Origin of the sequence: Siminovitchia fortis (assembly GCF_003605365.2) — a bacterium.
GTDB lineage: Bacteria > Bacillota > Bacilli > Bacillales > Bacillaceae_C > Siminovitchia > Siminovitchia fortis.
In genome coordinates this window covers 1-16839 of the sequence record NZ_QYTU02000055.1, presented here as the reverse complement: position 1 = coordinate 16839, position 16839 = coordinate 1, and the positions used below count along the sequence as shown (strand labels likewise).

At 43.4% G+C, this 16839-nt stretch carries 15 protein-coding genes and 1 riboswitch; all 15 genes read right to left on the bottom strand.

Features of this window, described 5'->3' with window-relative positions; translation table 11 throughout:
• Positions 1-137: 137 nt before the first annotated feature.
• Complete coding sequence (locus tag D4N35_RS16610) at positions 138-1208, bottom strand: tartrate dehydrogenase (RefSeq protein ID WP_120075696.1); 1071 nt, start codon at positions 1206-1208, stop codon at positions 138-140.
• A gap of 127 nt (positions 1209-1335) precedes the next feature.
• Positions 1336-2928: a methyl-accepting chemotaxis protein gene (locus tag D4N35_RS16605; protein ID WP_120075694.1), complete on the bottom strand. Its 1593-nt coding sequence runs from the start codon at positions 2926-2928 to the stop codon at positions 1336-1338.
• Positions 2929-3047: 119 nt separating this feature from the next.
• On the bottom strand, positions 3048-4124 hold the full coding sequence (locus D4N35_RS16600) for a protein-glutamate methylesterase/protein-glutamine glutaminase (RefSeq protein ID WP_120075692.1): 1077 nt from the start codon (positions 4122-4124) through the stop codon (positions 3048-3050).
• A gap of 10 nt (positions 4125-4134) precedes the next feature.
• The gene (locus tag D4N35_RS16595) at positions 4135-4926 is read right to left on the bottom strand and encodes a CheR family methyltransferase (protein ID WP_120075690.1); all 792 of its coding nucleotides are present in this window, start codon (positions 4924-4926) and stop codon (positions 4135-4137) included.
• A gap of 40 nt (positions 4927-4966) precedes the next feature.
• Complete coding sequence (locus D4N35_RS16590; RefSeq protein WP_120075688.1) at positions 4967-5326, bottom strand: response regulator; 360 nt, start codon at positions 5324-5326, stop codon at positions 4967-4969.
• Between the two features lie 25 nt (positions 5327-5351).
• Positions 5352-7430 carry a chemotaxis protein CheA gene (locus D4N35_RS16585; RefSeq protein WP_120075686.1) on the bottom strand — a complete coding sequence of 693 codons (2079 nt, stop codon included), beginning with the start codon at positions 7428-7430 and terminating at the stop codon, positions 5352-5354.
• A gap of 14 nt (positions 7431-7444) precedes the next feature.
• Positions 7445-7972, bottom strand: a complete 528-nt coding sequence (locus tag D4N35_RS16580) for a chemotaxis protein CheW (protein ID WP_328591089.1) — start codon at positions 7970-7972, stop codon at positions 7445-7447.
• Positions 7941-9527 carry a methyl-accepting chemotaxis protein gene (locus D4N35_RS16575; protein ID WP_208646317.1) on the bottom strand — a complete coding sequence of 529 codons (1587 nt, stop codon included), beginning with the start codon at positions 9525-9527 and terminating at the stop codon, positions 7941-7943. Before D4N35_RS16575 ends, D4N35_RS16580 begins: the two co-directional genes overlap by 32 nt.
• 30 nt (positions 9528-9557) lie before the next feature.
• Positions 9558-10001, bottom strand: coding sequence for a chemotaxis protein CheW (locus D4N35_RS16570; RefSeq protein ID WP_120075683.1), 444 nt, complete (start codon positions 9999-10001; stop codon positions 9558-9560).
• A 293-nt stretch (positions 10002-10294) separates the two neighbouring features.
• Positions 10295-11896, bottom strand: coding sequence for a methyl-accepting chemotaxis protein (locus D4N35_RS16565; protein ID WP_120075679.1), 1602 nt, complete (start codon positions 11894-11896; stop codon positions 10295-10297).
• Between the two features lie 171 nt (positions 11897-12067).
• Positions 12068-13375 (bottom strand): globin-coupled sensor protein, encoded by a 1308-nt coding sequence (locus D4N35_RS16560; protein WP_120075677.1) that lies wholly within the window; start codon positions 13373-13375, stop codon positions 12068-12070.
• A gap of 227 nt (positions 13376-13602) precedes the next feature.
• Positions 13603-13941, bottom strand: a complete 339-nt coding sequence (locus tag D4N35_RS16555) for a hypothetical protein (protein WP_120075675.1) — start codon at positions 13939-13941, stop codon at positions 13603-13605.
• Positions 13942-13944: 3 nt separating this feature from the next.
• Positions 13945-14709 (bottom strand): EAL domain-containing protein, encoded by a 765-nt coding sequence (locus D4N35_RS16550; RefSeq protein ID WP_120075673.1) that lies wholly within the window; start codon positions 14707-14709, stop codon positions 13945-13947.
• Between the two features lie 73 nt (positions 14710-14782).
• Positions 14783-14866, bottom strand: a riboswitch (cyclic di-GMP riboswitch).
• Positions 14867-15021: 155 nt separating this feature from the next.
• A complete protein-coding gene (gene nfsA, locus D4N35_RS16545) occupies positions 15022-15753 on the bottom strand; it encodes an oxygen-insensitive NADPH nitroreductase (protein ID WP_120075672.1) in 732 nt (243 codons plus the stop codon).
• Positions 15754-15816: 63 nt separating this feature from the next.
• Positions 15817-16725: an EamA family transporter gene (locus D4N35_RS16540; protein WP_120075670.1), complete on the bottom strand. Its 909-nt coding sequence runs from the start codon at positions 16723-16725 to the stop codon at positions 15817-15819.
• Between the last annotated feature and the right edge of the window lie 114 nt (positions 16726-16839).

Below are 16839 nucleotides of genomic sequence, written 5' to 3'. Positions count from 1 at the left end.
CGGGCATTGGCTCCGGCCGCCAGTGACCGCATGCGGCGGAAAACACCGGGCGCGGGCATTGGCTCCAGCCGCCAGTGACCACAGTCGCCGGGAAACCCCATACGCGGGCATTGGCCTTTCGCTAATAAGAACGGAAATTATATGAGTTCACACAAAATTTCGGTAACCCGGTCCCCAACTTCCGAAGTGGAAGCATTCCCGCCGAGATCGGGAGTAAGTACCTCGTTTTCTTCCAAAAGTTTTTCTATCGCTTGTAAAAGCTTCTCTCCCAAATCATTATAGCCGAAAAAGTCAAACATCTGGCTGGCTGACCAGACTGCCGCCAACGGGTTGGCAATCCCTTTCCCGGCGATATCAGGAGCCGATCCGTGGACCGGTTCAAACATGGATGGATATTCCCTTTCAGGATTGATATTCGCACCGGCAGCAAGCCCCATCCCGCCTGCAAGCGCGGCGCCTAAATCGGTTAAAATATCCCCGAATAAATTTGATGTGACTACGACTTCGAAGCGTTCCGGATCCGTGATCATATGCATGGCCGCAGCATCCACCAGATACGAATAAGTTTGGATTTCAGGATACTCTTTGCTTACTTCTTCAAACACTTCATCCCAAAAGACCATGGAATAATTGAGTGCGTTAGCCTTGCTGATGCTTGTCACCGTTTTTCCGGATTCTTTTGCTGTTTCAAAGGCATAGCGGATAATCCGCTCAGTTCCTTTTCTGGAAAAAACACCTGTCTGCAGGACTACCTCTTCAGGCTTTCCTTTAAAGAGCCAGTCTCCTGCCCCCGAATATTCGCCTTCGCTGTTTTCCCGGATAAACAACATATCGATTTTTTGTTTGCTGCCATTTTTCAAGGGACAAGGCGCTCCATTCAAAAGCTGAATAGGGCGGATATTCACGTATTGATCAAAGCTTTTTCGGATTCGCAAAAGCAGGTCCCAAAGGGATATATGGTCAGGGACGCCGGGATAGCCGACAGCCCCCAAATAAATGGCATCGAATTTCTTCAACTGGTCTATACCGTCTTGATCCATCATTCTGCCATGCTCAAGATAATATTCACAGCCCCAGGGAAAATAGGTAAATTCAAATTGAACTCTCCCGTCCAACTGAGCAGCTTTTTCCAGAACTTTGATTCCTTCCGCAATGACTTCGGGGCCGATTCCATCCCCCGGAATGGCCGCTATTTTCAGTGTCTCCATCCTCTTCAACTCTTTCATCTATTATTTGGGGTATGCAATCAATTCTATTTTATCAAAATAAAGCGGGAAAGACTTGCTTTTTGCAAGCAAGCCTTCTTTCTGTTGCCGTTCTATTATATTGGAGAAATCAGTCGCCCAGCTTAAAATTGGCCACCGACGCATTCAATTCTTCCGCCAGCTCTGTCAATGATTGTGCGGTGGAAGCGGTTTCTTCGCTGCTCGCAGTTGCCTCCTCCGTCGCAGCCGAAATGCTTTCGATGAAATGCAGAACCTCTGACGACTGGGCCGCCTGCTGCTCACTGGCACCTGCTATTTCCGTTACTTTTTTGCCTGTTTCCTTTACCATTTTGATAATTTGTTCGAAGGCTTCGCCCGATTTTTGTGTGTAAACAAGACCTTCCTGTACCGATTTTACACTCAGCGCCGTGTTATTCTGCATCTCTTTGATAATGGAGGTAATCTGCTTTGTCGCTTCCCCGCTTCGTTCTGCGAGCTTGCGGACCTCATCGGCCACAACAGCGAAACCTCTTCCCTGTTCTCCTGCGCGGGCCGCCTCAATTGCCGCATTCAATGCCAATAGATTCGTTTGATCGGCGATATCATCGATCACTTCGATAATTTCTCCGATTCTATTGGAATCCTGTTCCAAATCGCCCATCTGATCACTGACAACATGGGCCCCCTCAACGGAAGACAGCAGCACTTTTTCCCCGTCCTGCGCGATTCTGATTGTCTCATTTGAAAGCTTTGCTGCCTGCTCCGTATTTTTTGCAACAGAGTGAATCGCATCCGACAATTCTCCGAATAGCTCATTCATCGTCTGTGCGGCATTCGCCTGATTGGCGCTGGCACTGGCAACTTCTACAGTGCTTGCGGACACCTGCTCTGAGGAGGCCGACAGATTTTCAGCAGCACTCAATATGTTTTGAATCATCCCCCTCAAATTGACGACCATCCGGTTGACCGACTGCGCTAATTTTCCGATCTCATCCTTCGTTTGGATGTCCGTCGTTTCTGTCAAATCGCCGTCAGCCACCTTTTCTACCAGGCCGACCACTTGATTGAGCGGCTTGGAAATGACGCGTGAAATGAGAATTCCGAATACGATACATAGTATAAAAGTCAGCGTGATATTGAATAAGGTGATATTTTTCACCATTGTATAAGTTTGGCCGGAATCTATATTCTCTTTTTCCGCTTCGGCAACATTGATTTCGATTAATTTATTAATAATGATCCCCAATTCGATTTGCAGTTTGTTCAGATTCATCTGATTAAAATATTTCGTATCATTTTCAATGATGACATCGATGGATCTGTCGTACTCCCTGTTATACTTCTCCAACTCACTTTCAAATCTTTCCAGCAATTCTTTCTGTTCTTTATTCAATGAAGTTTTGCTGTACAGCTCAATGTTCCGATTGATATCATCTCTCGCCGCCTTAACGTCATCCAAAAGTTTTATCCTTTCTTTGCTGGAGACGCTGATAAAAATATCGCGCCAGTTCACCTTTAACTCTTGAAAAAGATATCTCGTCTCATTCAAATATTGAATGGGCTGAAGACTTTCATCATACATATTCTCCGTGTTCTCATTCAGTTTCCCCATGTTATATACGGAGAAAAGCCCGCCGCCTATCTGGATACAAGCAATAAGAATAAAAGCGAATATCAACTTCAATGATGTCTTTAAATTCAGGAACCTCGAAAAAAACTTCATTCTTCATACCCCCCTTTTAAAACATGCAAAGCAACAATTCCAAACAAAGTCAAAAGTGAAAAAATTCATGATAAAGAGAGGCTCCCGGCTAATACCGAGAGCAGACCAAGTTATGTAACTTAATTCGATAACTCTATCATTTTGGAAGAAATACGATTTAACGGCAGAATATGATCGACGCAGCCCAGATTGACAGCCGTTTTCGGCATTCCGTAAACGATGCATGTCTCTTCGGACTCAGCAATGGTCGAACCGGCTGCACCGGAATCTTTTGCCCTTTTCATGCCCTTGGCACCATCCCCGCCCATTCCTGTCATAATGATATAATGGCGTTTCAATCCGGCAAGCTTGCTGACGGAATCATACAAGACATCAACGGAAGGGCGGTGCCCGTTGCAATGCGTTTCTTTATTTAAAACAATCCTGTATTCATTGCCTCTTTGCCGTACTTCCATGTGGTAATCCCCAGGGGCAATATAAACGGTTCCACCGCTAATGACCTGATTGTTCTGCGCCTCGACTACATTTACATTTGCAATGCCATCCAGCCTTTTGGCCAGGTATTCCGTAAATTTTGGCGGCATGTGCTGTACGACAAGAACAGGATCCTTAAAGCCGGCAGGCAAACCAGTGATGACTGTTTCCAGCGCCTTCGGCCCCCCTGTTGAAGTCCCAACGGCAAACAGCTGTTTAAAACCGGTCACAACTCTCAGCGGTTTTTCTATTTTTTGAATGGCCGGTTTTGTTTTAGGCTGTACAGCTTCACTAAGAACCAGGGGTTCTGTCTTCGACAGAGGTGCGTTTGCGACCGCCTTGATTTTGGCAATCAGTTCTTCCTTTACCCGGAACAGGTCCAAAGAGACAGATCCGGACGGTTTTTGAACAAAATCGACTGCACCAAGCTGCAAAGCCTTGATCGTCTCATAAGCCCCTTTTTCGGTCAAAGAGCTTACCATGAGAACTGGAGTCGGGAATCTTTGCATAATATGCCGCAGTGCTGTCAACCCGTCCATTTCAGGCATTTCCACATCCATTGTGATGACATCAGGATTCAGTTCTTCTGCCAGCCGGATAGCCTCACGACCGTTCTTCGCTGTCCCGGCGACATCTAAACGATCATCCTTTGATACGAAATCGGCGATAAGTTTCCGCATAAAAATGGAGTCATCAACAATAAGGACCTTAATCTTTCCCATAACATCTCACCTACATCTTTTTGTAAAAGAATGTGTCCGCGTCTTTCAACTGGTACCTCTGCGGCTGAAAGATCTGCTCGGAACCGCCGACAAAAAGGTATCCGCCCTTATTCAATGCCCGGCTGAACTTATGAAACAGATAATCTTTCGCTTCATCCGTAAAATAAATAAGGACATTGCGGCAGATAATCAAGTCAAATCCCTGTTCAAAAGGGTCAGACAGGAGATTCTGCTGTTTGAAATGGACACTTTTTCTTACCTCTTCTGAAATCACATGCTGTCTTCCCTGATCGGCAAAAAATTTCTCCCGGTACTGGGGAGAGAGATTTTTCAGCGTCCCTGTGTTGAATACGCCGGATTTCGCTTGATCAATCACCTTTTGATTTATGTCCGTCGCCAATATCCGAATATCTTTCCAATCCAGGAACGAAGAAAGCAGCATGGCCAGACTGTATGGTTCCTCCCCTGTAGAGCAGGCGGCACTCCAGCATTTAATCCTCTTTTTATCCTCCAAAAGTTCTGGAATAATCTTCTTTTCCAAAATATTCCACCGCGAAGGATTCCGAAAAAACTCTGTGACATTGATCGTCATATGGTTTAAAAACTCTTCATAGAGCATTTCATCCTGCATCATCGCTTTGTAGAAATCATCAAATGTCCGGAACCCTTTTCTGCTTTTTAAGGAAGTCAATCTCCGTTTCATCTGGTCTTCTTTATACGCATGCAGGTCTATGTTTGTCTGTCTCTTGATTCTCTGTATAAACAAATCGTAATCTTGGTTTTTATCCAATACTTCAAGCATTGTTTCACCTTCAGCCTATATTACTTTTCAAACATAACTCTTAGCTCTTTCCTGCCTTGGCTACCGCGTTCATCATCCTTTGTGGATTGATCGGCTTTACAATAAAATCAACAGCCCCTGCGATGATCGCTTCTTTTACCATTGATTCCTGTCCCATCGCGGAAGAGATAAGAACTTTCGCATTCGGGTCATATTGCTTAATTTCTTTCGTAGCAGTGATCCCATCCTTATTCGGCATGGTGATATCCATCGTGACCAAATCCGGTTTCAATTCCTTGTATTTTTCCACAGCGTCATTCCCATCAACAGCCTCTCCGATCACCTCATGCCCGAACTCTTCAAGCATTTTCCGCAAAGTCATCCGCATAAACGCTGCATCATCTACAATTAAGATTTTCATATATATTCACTTCCAATCTATGAATTTATACATTATTGATCATTCTGTTGATGCCGGCCACTTCCAGTATCAATTCCACCCGGCCGTCCCCTAAAATGGTAGCTCCGGAAACTCCGTTGATTTTTCCGACATATTTGCCCAATGACTTGACGACAATCTCCTGGTTGCCTTGAAGTTCATCAACGATCAAAGCAATTCTTTTTTCACCCACACCTACGATCACAACCGGCAGCTGCCTATTTCCGGGATCGGTCCGCGGAATTTGGAGCAGATCGTGGAGCCAGACAATAGGCAATACCTGTTCCCGGACAACCACGATCGATTTGCCTTTGATCGTTTGAATCGTATCTGGGTGAATCCGGACAATTTCAACGACATTGCTCATTGGCAAAATAAAGGTCCTGTCAGCCAATCTGATGATCAGCCCAGTAATGATGGCCAATGTCAATGGAAGCTTAATTTTAAAAGAAGTGCCTTGACCCAGTTTTGTATTAAGCTCAATGATTCCGTTCAAGCTTTCGATATGGCTGCGGACGATGTCCATCCCAACTCCCCGCCCGGAAACATCGCTCACTTCTTTGGCTGTGGAGAAACCCGGCCGGAAAATGAGGTAGGCCGCTTCATCATCAGTCAGCTTCTCAGCTTCCTCGGCAGTAATAACACCTTTTTTCAGCGCTGAAGCTCTCATTTTATCAGGGTCTATTCCTGCGCCGTCATCTTCAACAGTGATGACTACCTGATTTTCTTCATGGCTGGCAGTGATGCGCAAAACACCCTTAGGGGGCTTGTCTGTCTTAGCCCTGTCCTCTTTTGATTCCAGCCCATGGTCAACCGCATTTCGAATCAAGTGAATCAAAGGGTCGCCGATTTTTTCAATAACTGTTCTGTCCAATTCCGTTTCTTGCCCTTCAATGACAAGGTCTATGTCCTTATCCAGCGTTTGTGCAAGATCGCGGACCATTCTCGGGAATCTGCTGAACAGCTGTCTGATCGGGAGCATCCTCACTTTCATGACACTTTCCTGAAGCTCCCCGATCACTCGTGCGACGTGATCGGAAACTTGCACCAGATCATCAACGGTATCATCTTCCGTATAACGGTTATGAAGCAATCCGCTCACTTGGCTGATTCTCGTTTGATCGATGACCAGTTCCCCCACCAGATTCATGAGATGCTCCAAGCGCCCGACATCCACCCGGATCGTTTGGGCCGCCTGCCGTCCTTTGGCAGGCTTTTTCTCATCAGCTTTTGGCGGTTCGGGTTTGGGAGCCGATCCAGCCTTTTTCTCTTGTTCGACTGGCACTTCGGCTTTTTCCACAGCTTCCGTCCCAGTTGCAGCAGCCGCTTCCTTTACTGCAGCTTCCTGTCCAAAGTCATTTACGGCTACCTGATCGACATCAGTCATCATTTCCACAAGTCCGGAAATTTCCGAACTGCTCTGCTGCGCCGCAATGAGAAACTTTATTTTCTCGTAATCTTCCTCCTGATTATCCGGTTGATCAAAATCCGGTATAGATTGAATAATATCGGCCCCAGCTGATTCCAGCTGGTTTTTAATTAAAAAAGCCCGAACGGATTTCATTTCACATTCAGCGGAAATGTTGATGGACAGTTCATAAATGTGCAGTCCCTGTTCCCTGTATGAATCAATGTCCGCTTGAATTTCTGATGAATACTGTTCATCTGAAGCTGTTTCCTCTTCCTGCTCCGGTTGCTTTCTGCTAGAAAAATTCTCCACTTCTTCAATAAGCGGTGTTATGTCCGTTCTTGGGTCCTGACCCGAAACAATCTCTTCCTTCAACTGCTTCAATTCATCCAGGCACTTGAATAAAAGGTTGATCAAATCATGAGTGACGGATAACCTGCCATTGCGGACATGGTCAAGCAAATGCTCCATTTCATGCGTCAGCTTTGTCATATCCTCAAAACCCATTGTCGCGGAGGAACCTTTTAATGTATGTGCGGCGCGGAATAGCCGCTGTATGACTTCCGGCGATTCACCCTCTTGTTCCAGCACAAGGATCTCTTGGTCGATGATATCCAACTGCTCATCGACTTCATCTATAAAAACTCCCAAAAACTCGCTTAAATCAAATGTATCCATTTATTTTTCACCACCTATTGCTGGAGAACTTTATCCAAATTTAGTATGCTGACCAGTTCCTTGTCCACATGCCCGATTCCGGAGAAAAATGAGCCTTTTACATCCCCGAACGTTTCGGGCGGAGGCTGAATATCACTGAACGTGGTCACCTGGCTGACATTGTCCACAACAATACCGATCATTTCATCTTTATATTTCACGACAACAATGCGTGTATCTTTTGAATACTCTTCCTCATTCAGCCCAAACCGATGGCGCAGGCTGACAATTGGAATGATCCTTCCCCTAAGGTTGATCACCCCTTTAATATGGGCCTGGACATTTGGTATTTTCGTAATATCCTGCATTCGTATTATTTCTTCGATATCATGAATCCTGATTGCATATTTCTCGGGACCGATACCGATGGCAACGTATTGTTCCTGGCTTGCTTCCCCCATATTCCCACCTGCTTTATATTTTTCATCATTTACAGTCCACCCCCAATTGATCATTGGGGGTGAATATACGTCAATTGATTTTAAAAGCCGCAACCGATGCATTCAATTCTTCCGCCAAATCGGTGAGCGACTGTGCTGTAGAAGCTGTTTCTTCACTGCTTGCCGTCGCTTCCTCGGTTGCAGCGGAAATGCTTTCGATAAACGTGAGGACTTCCGCAGACTGAGCCGCCTGCTCCTCGCTGGCGCCGGCAATTTCCGTCACTTTATTTCCTGTGTCATTTACCATATGAATGATATTTTCAAAAGCTTCGCCTGATTTTCGTGTGTAGGCAAGCCCTTTCTGAACGGATTTCACGCTGAGCGCCGTATTTTCCTGCATGCCTTTGATAATGGCAGTGATTTGTTTTGTCGCTTCGCCGCTTCGTTCCGCCAGTTTGCGCACTTCATCGGCCACAACCGCGAATCCGCGTCCCTGTTCGCCTGCCCGTGCTGCTTCTATCGCCGCATTCAAGGCCAACAGATTTGTCTGGTCCGCGATGTCATCAATAACCTCAATGATTTCTCCGATTCTGTTGGAATCCTGCTCCAGGCTGGCCATTTGCTCACTTACAACATTGGCACCATCCACAGAAGACAGCACCACTTTTTCACCGTCCTGCGCAATTTGCATCGTTTTATTGGCAAGTTCAGCCGCCTGTTCCGTATTTTGGGCAACTGCATTGATTGCATCCGACAATTCCCTGAACAGTTCATTCATAGTTTGAGCAGCATTGGCCTGATTAGAGCTCGCACTGGCAATTTCTTCTGTGCTTGCCGACACCTGTTCTGATGAAGCCGACAGATTTTCAGCGGCACCCAATATGTTTTGGACCATTTCCCTCAAATTTAATACCATCGTATTAACAGACCGGGCGAGTATTCCAACTTCGTCCTTAGTTCGAATGTCCGCTGTTTCTGTCAAATCGCCGTCAGCGACTTGTTCAACTAGGCCGACGACCTGTCTGAGCGGGCGGACAATAACCCTGGAGGTCCACAGGCCCATGACAATACTGAAGAGAGAGATAAGTGTGAGGATAATAATCATGACCACTTTTGTACTGGAATACATATGATCTGCATTTTTATGTTCCTGTTCGGCAACAGCGCGGCCTGATTCTTTCAATTGGTCGAGCATCCCGATTATCTTCGTTTGATGAGTATCCAGTTCAGAGACATCATAGCTTTGGATGTCTTTTTTTCCGTCAATGATTTCACGGACAGACTTGTCATACGTTTCATTAAAAGCCGCCCATTCAGGCCAGAAGTCATCCACCAGTTTTTTTTGTTCATTCGTCAGGGCTGATTTACTGTAAGTCTCAATATTTTTTTCCATGTCTGCCCTGATATCATTGACCTCATTCAAAAACGTTTCACTTGAATCACTCGTATTGGCATCACGCCACTTGACTCTCAATTCTTGAAACAGAAATCTGGTATCATATATGTAGTCCATCGGCTGCATTCTTTCATTATACATGTCATCTATACTGCTGTTCATTTTGCCCAAATTGCTCAATCCGAATAGATTCGCGCCTATCTGAATGAAAGCAATGATAACAAAAACTGATAAAATCTTAGTTGCTGTTTTCAAATTGTAATACCAGTTAAAAAATTTCACTTTTAGACACTTCCTCATTATTAAGTTGTATTAAGCCAAAGCTTTTTGAACATCAACCTGCTGCAATAAGGTTTGTAAATTCAGCAAGGCGATCGTTTTTTCATTGTGGTGGTACACTCCGGTGATCCATTCGCTTTGCGATAAGTGCGGTGCGGGACTGATATGTTTTTCTGATAAAAACATGACATGGTCCACTTCATCCACCACAAATCCGAATTCCTGGCCATTGGTCTGCAAAACAATCATTCTTGTTTTTGAATCGATTGTTTTTTCATCTTCAGAAAAAATGCGGTGCAGACTGATGATGGGAATAATATGTTCTCTCAGATGAATGACACCCAGAAACTCTTCGCGTGAATTAGGAACCCATTTGACAGTCTGCATCCGAATGATCTCTGAAACATCATGAATAGAAATGGCGTAAAGATTTTGGTTAATGGCAAATACGACGTATTGTTCATCTTTCGAACCCAACGCTATAACCTCCTCTCAAAAGCTGTAGTGATAGTCAAAATCTCCGTCATCCTGCATCAGGTGGACAAACGGCATTATCATCGAAACTTGTCAGGATGCACGCAGGACTTTTGATGCACCCAAGTCCATTTTTAGTTAAAAATTGGGATTCTTTCATTACTAATTTAATAATAACCGATACCTTCTTTATCGGCATATTCATGATTTTTTTTATATACGTCATTGAAAATTCACTTTTCAGCTTTTTTAACGCTACAAGATGAAAGCCCCGGTCCAGGACCTGGGCTTTACTTTCAATTGATTTTAAAAGCTGCCACCGAAGCATTCAATTCCTCTGCCAATTCTATCAATGCATTGGCAGTAGCAGCTGTCTCCTCGCTGCTTGCCGTCGCTTCCTCAGTTGCGGCAGAAATGCTCTCAATAAACGTTAACACCTCGGCCGATTGTGCCGTCTGTTCCTCACTGGCACCTGCAATCTCCGTCACCTTATTGCCTGTATCATTCACCATGTTGATAATATTTTCAAAGGCTTCCCCAGACTGCCGGGTTGATGTGACACCTTCAGCAACCGATTTGACACTCAGTAAAGTGGCCTCTTGCATTTCTTTAATAATGGATGAAATCTGCTTCGTCGCCTCACCGCTTCGCTCAGCCAGCTTCCGGACCTCGTCTGCAACTACCGCAAATCCCCTGCCCTGCTCACCTGCACGGGCCGCTTCGATGGCTGCATTCAAGGCAAGAAGATTTGTCTGATCCGCAATATCATCGATCACTTCAATGATTTCCCCAATTCTGTTGGAATCTTCCTCCAAACGGGACATCTGCTCACTGACAAGATTGGCCCCTTCCACTGAAGACAGGACCACTTTTTCCCCTTCTTGGGCAATTTCAATCGTTTGATTCGCAAGTTCTGCCGCCTGTTCTGTATTCTGTGCAATCGCATTGATTGCCCCCGATAATTCCCGGAACAGCTCGTTCATGGTCTGTGCCGATGTTGCCTGGTTGGCACTGGCGCTCGCAATCTCTTCGGTGCTGGCCGAAACCTGTTCAGAAGAAGCCGAAAGATTTTCCGCGGCGTTTAAAATATTTTTGATCATCCCTTTAAAATTATCTATCATATGGTTGACGGATTGGGCGAGTATGCCAACTTCATCCTTCGTTTGAATATGAGCCTTTTCAGTCAAATCACCTTCAGCCACTTTCTCCATCAGTTCTGCCATCTCATTGAGAGGGCGGGCAATGATCTTGGTGAGGAAAAGACCGAGGGCGATACAAATCCCCAGTGTCAGAATGACGATGGCAATCATGATTTTCATAGTGGTGGTGTACTTATTTTCAGAGTTGTGATACTCATCTTCCGAAATGGACATATCTACGTCCCAGATCTCTTTAAGATATGTAGTTAAGCGATCATGATATCCATTCAACTCAGCATCAAGTTTTTGAAAGCTGCTGCGGTCTTTTTTAACTTGTTGGACCGCTTGGTCATAAACTTTGTTATATGATTCAAAATCCGACATGAATCTGTTATAAAATTCCTGTGCCTCCTGCTGTGCCTCGATACTTTCAGTTTCATAGGAATCTGTATAAATCTTAATATTTTTTGCAACATCTTCCCTGATTTTCTTTATTTCTTCTACCTTTGTATCAATTGCAGCATCAGAGTCAGCCAATGCGACGTCACGCCAGCCAATCCTTAACTGCAGGAGTTCATTTTGGGCATTAGCCATATTTTCCATAGGCTTTAATGCAGCAGTATACATCTCCGCAGCGATTATATTGATTTTTTTCATACTGTTCATTGCATAGATACTTACCGCTGCAAGGATCATGGCAATGACAATAAATGACGATAAAAGTTTAAATGAAGTTTTTCTATTGACAAACCAGCGCATTCTACAACACCCTTTACTTAAAATTCTTCCATTTCCTCACTTGGGAGGCTGTCATTTTATGATGTCTTCTCGATTCCTTTTAAGCCGATCCATAAAAAAACCCCCAGGAGGGGTAAAAATAATTTGATTGTGAATTCTGATTCAATCCGATTAATTCCGTACCTCTATAATCTAGGCCATTGCCGCTTCGTTCAATTGTTCAGCCGATGACGTCACAATAGCTGAAGCATTTTCAATTTCATTCATAACCGCAACGAGCTGGTCCATTTGTTCCTGCACTTTCATATTTGTCATGCTGTTTTGCTGGATGGACCGGGTAATATTTTGAAAAGCCTCATGCGTATGCTCAGAAGTGGCGATGCCGGACATCAACGCTTCTTCCACATGCTTCAGCGACTTTATCACCTGTTCTTTATATAGATTGGAATTGGAAATCAGTTCATGAATTTGCGAAATGGAATTTTTCGTTTGTTCAGCAAGGCTTTGCACTTCCTGGGAAAGTACAGCAAAACCCCTTCCGTGTTCTCCGGCCCTTGCCGCTTCAATAGCGGAATTCAGCGCCAATATATTAGTCTGTTCGGCGATATCCTGAACAATGTGAATGACGCTGGAAATTTTATCGGAAGATTCACCCAGCCGGTGGATGCTTTCGATCATGTCCCTTGAATATTTATCCATCACGCTGATTTTATCCAACAATTCCCTCAGCTTGTTTTGGCCGTCATCTGCGTAATTTTTAGCCAAGATTGCCTGCTCACTGCTCTCGGTTGTCGTTTGGTTCACTTCCCGGATGTTAGTGCTCAACGTAACAACAGATGCCTGGGTCTGTTCGGCCAGGGCAACCAGTCCTTCACTGACAGAAGTCATTTTGTTTTTGAGATAGGCTTTCCCCTCTTCAAACTGCGCATTTAGTTTTTTCATATTTTCCCGCTCGTACGCTTCAAGGACGAGCTGCTGCTCCAGGCTTAATATTTTATTGACGGCGGAAAGGACAGCTTGAAGCTTTCTTCTGTCTTTTATATTTTTGAAGGTTAAATGAGTGATCGTATCGTGAATGCTTTGAAATGATCCCATATACCATGAAGGTTCCAACCCGATTACATAGTGGACCTTCGCAATTTTCAAACGCTTATTTATAAAACTTTGATCTATATTCCCATCGAACATCTCAGTAATATGGGCCCTTAATGTTTTTCTAAGCCGGTCGACAGTGGAATGATTGTCAATAATCGCTTTTAATTTATCAACCTTCATGACAATTGCATAGAAATCTTCAACAAGCCTGTCGATATTTGCTTCTACCAAAGGCTGGATGCTTTTGAGGAGCTTCAAATCTTTTTCAGTAAGTTGAATCATATTGATTTTATCCAATATAGAAGCATCTTCTATTTTAGTGCCCACTTTCGTATTTACGATTTCGTTATGGTTATTTTTCTCTTCCTTCTTCTTATTTGACTTGCCCAGTCCAAACAAACTCATGTTTCGTCCTCCTCTTAGCCGGTTGCGTTTTCAAAAATATTTTTTCATTTAATAGGCCTAATATCCCGGGGTCATGTACGATTCTTTATCTACAACTTTATGTATCGGCTGATTTTTGATGATCTTTACAGAGAATGATGAATACGTCTTTTTTCTAAATAGTAAAAAAGCCATAGATAGAAATCCCAACGCATTTGGACCGGCACTATTCCGGAGGAAGAGAACTCTTACAGGTTTATCCAGAAATTGTAGTTTTGCAATGATACATCAAGCTTTAACTCTTTATTGATTCTTTTATTATTTCGCAGATAAAGTGTAAAAATTTTAATGTCACTTACTGCCTGGGCAAAAGAGATCAGTCTAAAATGCATTGATTGATGATACTTAAGATACTGAACCAACATTTCTTCTTTTAAAAAAACGAGATAATAAATGTCGGTATGTTCAAGCAGAAAATGAAATATCCTCTTTAGCGAATCATATTCTGAACAGTCAACTGGAATCTTCTTAAATGGGAATTGCGATGACAGTATATCATATCTGTCATATTCTTTAATTGCTGACATCTGTTACTCCTTATTACTGTTGTTCCGTTGATCTACTAAAATAGGAGAGTTGAATTCAGAGTTGCATAACAAAGCAGGCTTTCCGAGAAAGTAGCCTTGGGCAATCGAAATCCCCAATGCTTTTGCCGCTTGGAGTTCCTCCTCCGTTTCCACCCCCTCTAAAATTAGCCCGCTCTTTGTTTTTTCACAATAATTTTTAAAAACTGAGATGAACTCCTGCTTTCCTTGGGACATATGTAAATCTTGGGCGAAGTATCGATCAAGTTTCAGATAATCGGGCTCCAATTCAATGATGGATTCAACGTTTGAATAACCTGTCCCGATATCATCTATCGCTATTAAAAATCCATCCTGCCTAAGTTCAGATATCCGCTGTTTAAAGTTAAGCAGATCTTCGATAACCTCGGATTCAGATATCTCCAGGACTATTCGTTGATTTTTCAGATTGGTACCGGCCATCATTCTGTTAAGAAAAGCAGGGAAGCTTGGATTTAAAATAGTCGACGGGAAGGCATTTAAAAACAAGCCTCCGTATTCTCCCGATGGACATACTTCATTGAAGCTGAAAACAGCTTTTTGGATGGAACGTGAATCCAATTCATATAGCTGATTTTCTTTTTTGGCCATTTGGAAAGTTAATTCGGGACTTGGATATGTCTTAGCTCTTAACAGCGCCTCATACCCAACCTTTCTACTGTTTTCCAAATCGTAAATCGGTTGAAAAAAATGATAGAACTGTTCAGTTTGGATAAAACTTTTAAAAGACAAACTTCATACCCCCTTTCCCAATACGAAAAGGCGGGCCCAGGAAAAAAGGGCCCACCTTTAGTGTCCAATTTCCTTTGGTAACTCGGCCACCATAGCAAATAGCCTTAGGCCCGTAGCTTTGCGTCCTTATTTTTCAATAAGTTTGCCTTTATCTGGAAAACAATGCAATGATTACAAATGTTATTATAACAAAATACGACAAAATTCCTACCCTTTTGACAAAATTATATGAATTTGCGCCTATAAATTTACACAAAATACAATTTTACGGCCAAAAAAAATCCCGGCCCAAAATAGACCGGGTCTTTCGAACTATTCAATTTTCAGAAACCCTTTTGATTGCAGGAAATCCAGCATAAAGGTCCTGCGCGGCTCAGACAGGAAAGCTGCCATGACGTCCGTCCACCCATTGCTTTTACTGTTGGCGGAACGGTTGCGGTAATACTCTTCCATGACCGAATCATACTCTTTAAGAATTTTATCGTATTTGTTTTCGTCATATGTATCTTCATGTAAAATCGCTTCAATCGGCAAGCGCGGCTTCACTTCATTTTTTTCGGCAGGAACCCCTACTGTCATGCCGAATAATGGGATGACAAGATCAGGCAGTTCCAGCAGCTCACTGATTGGCTCCGGGTTATTCCGGACACCCCCGATATAACAGATGCCATATCCCCTCGATTCAGCAGCCACAACAAAGTTTTGGGCAAACAATGCAGTATCAATTACTGCAACCAGAAAGTTTTCCGCTGTGCCGCCCAAAATCTTTTTTCCATGAAGGGCAGCCGCATGTCCAAGCCTTCTTAAATCAGCACAAAAAACAAGTGCCAATGCGGCCGAATCATATTGTTTCCGGTTCTTTGACAGCTCTGCCAGCTTGTCTCTTTTAACCGGATCCTTCACCTGTATAACGGAATACGCCTGAGCAAAGTTGGAGCTGGCCGCATGCTGGGCAGCATGGAGCATCTTATGAAACGTTTCATCTGAAATCGGCTCATCCTTATACTTCCGGACTGAAGCGTGGGATGTTAATAAATCCAGCATAATATCTTCCTTTCACATCATTCATTTTTATCATCATATCAAATAAACAAAGGCATTAAACAATCATCCGCCTTCCGCCGTCCCCAATAATATGATTCCCAGCATGACTATTGCTATCATGATATATTGGCGCCATGTCAGGACTTCTTTTAAGAACAAGCGGGATAAAAGCACTGAAAAAATTCCATGTGCAGCAATAAGCGGTGCCGCTATGATTGCATTGCCAGCCATTGCGAACACATAAAAGAATTGACCAATCGTTTCCAGTATGGCAGCCAATCCTTTATCATGTTCTTTGAAAATGACAAAGGATTCCCTCTTGATTATTTTAACGTAAAAATATGAAATGACTGCCGCAATAAGGAAGGTAAATTCATACGCCAACAAAGCTGAATCTTCACTGATAAGCTTTAATTCATCCAAATAGATCCCATCCGCAAATGTCCCTAGCCCATCAATCAAGCTGTATAGGATCGGGAATGTAATCGCCAGTACACCAATTTGATATTTTCGTTCAATAACTTCATTGCTCGCTTGTAAAGCAGCCGTTTCAGCCTGCTTTTCAAAAACAGCAAGTCCTATGACACCTGCTGTAACGGCGACAATTCCCAAAATCTCTATGAAACTCATTTCCCGCGGAAAAAATAAAAATAATAAAACTGCACTGACAGCACCCGAAGAGTTTTGAACCGGGGCGGCAATTGACAATTCTATATACCTTAGTCCGATATAGCCAATGGTCATCGACAAAATATACATGGCCGAAACCGGAAAGTATCGGATCATATCAAAAGGGTCAAAGCTGACTCCTTTAATAAGCATATACAAAGTTGCATGAATTCCCATGACAAATCCAACCATTGTTACAATCTTAAGATGGCTGAACCTGTCATTGCTGTCAGAACCTTTTTTGTAAAAAAGATTTGCTGCTCCCCAGGACACAGCTGTTAGTATAGAAAAAATAAACCACATAATATCTTTGATCTCACCTGTTTTCGCAAATTTATCAAAACATTTACTACCTTACCCCAAAATAAAAATATAATCAATGCTTTATAAATACCTGAATCCGTGACGTAGTTTGTT

Coding starts and splice junctions, on each gene's coding strand:
- D4N35_RS16600 (WP_120075692.1), bottom strand. CDS start 4,124: ATGGGAAAGATTAAGGTCCTTATTGTTGATGACTCCATTTTTATGCGG.
- D4N35_RS16555 (WP_120075675.1), bottom strand. CDS start 13,941: ATGTCAGCAATTAAAGAATATGACAGATATGATATACTGTCATCGCAA.
- D4N35_RS16605 (WP_120075694.1), bottom strand. CDS start 2,928: ATGAAGTTTTTTTCGAGGTTCCTGAATTTAAAGACATCATTGAAGTTG.
- D4N35_RS16540 (WP_120075670.1), bottom strand. CDS start 16,725: ATGTGGTTTATTTTTTCTATACTAACAGCTGTGTCCTGGGGAGCAGCA.
- D4N35_RS16560 (WP_120075677.1), bottom strand. CDS start 13,375: ATGAGTTTGTTTGGACTGGGCAAGTCAAATAAGAAGAAGGAAGAGAAA.
- D4N35_RS16590 (WP_120075688.1), bottom strand. CDS start 5,326: ATGAAAATCTTAATTGTAGATGATGCAGCGTTTATGCGGATGACTTTG.
- D4N35_RS16580 (WP_328591089.1), bottom strand. CDS start 7,972: ATGCATCGGTTGCGGCTTTTAAAATCAATTGACGTATATTCACCCCCA.
- nfsA (WP_120075672.1), bottom strand. CDS start 15,753: ATGCTGGATTTATTAACATCCCACGCTTCAGTCCGGAAGTATAAGGAT.
- D4N35_RS16565 (WP_120075679.1), bottom strand. CDS start 11,896: ATGCGCTGGTTTGTCAATAGAAAAACTTCATTTAAACTTTTATCGTCA.
- D4N35_RS16585 (WP_120075686.1), bottom strand. CDS start 7,430: ATGGATACATTTGATTTAAGCGAGTTTTTGGGAGTTTTTATAGATGAA.
- D4N35_RS16610 (WP_120075696.1), bottom strand. CDS start 1,208: ATGGAGACACTGAAAATAGCGGCCATTCCGGGGGATGGAATCGGCCCC.
- D4N35_RS16595 (WP_120075690.1), bottom strand. CDS start 4,926: ATGCTTGAAGTATTGGATAAAAACCAAGATTACGATTTGTTTATACAG.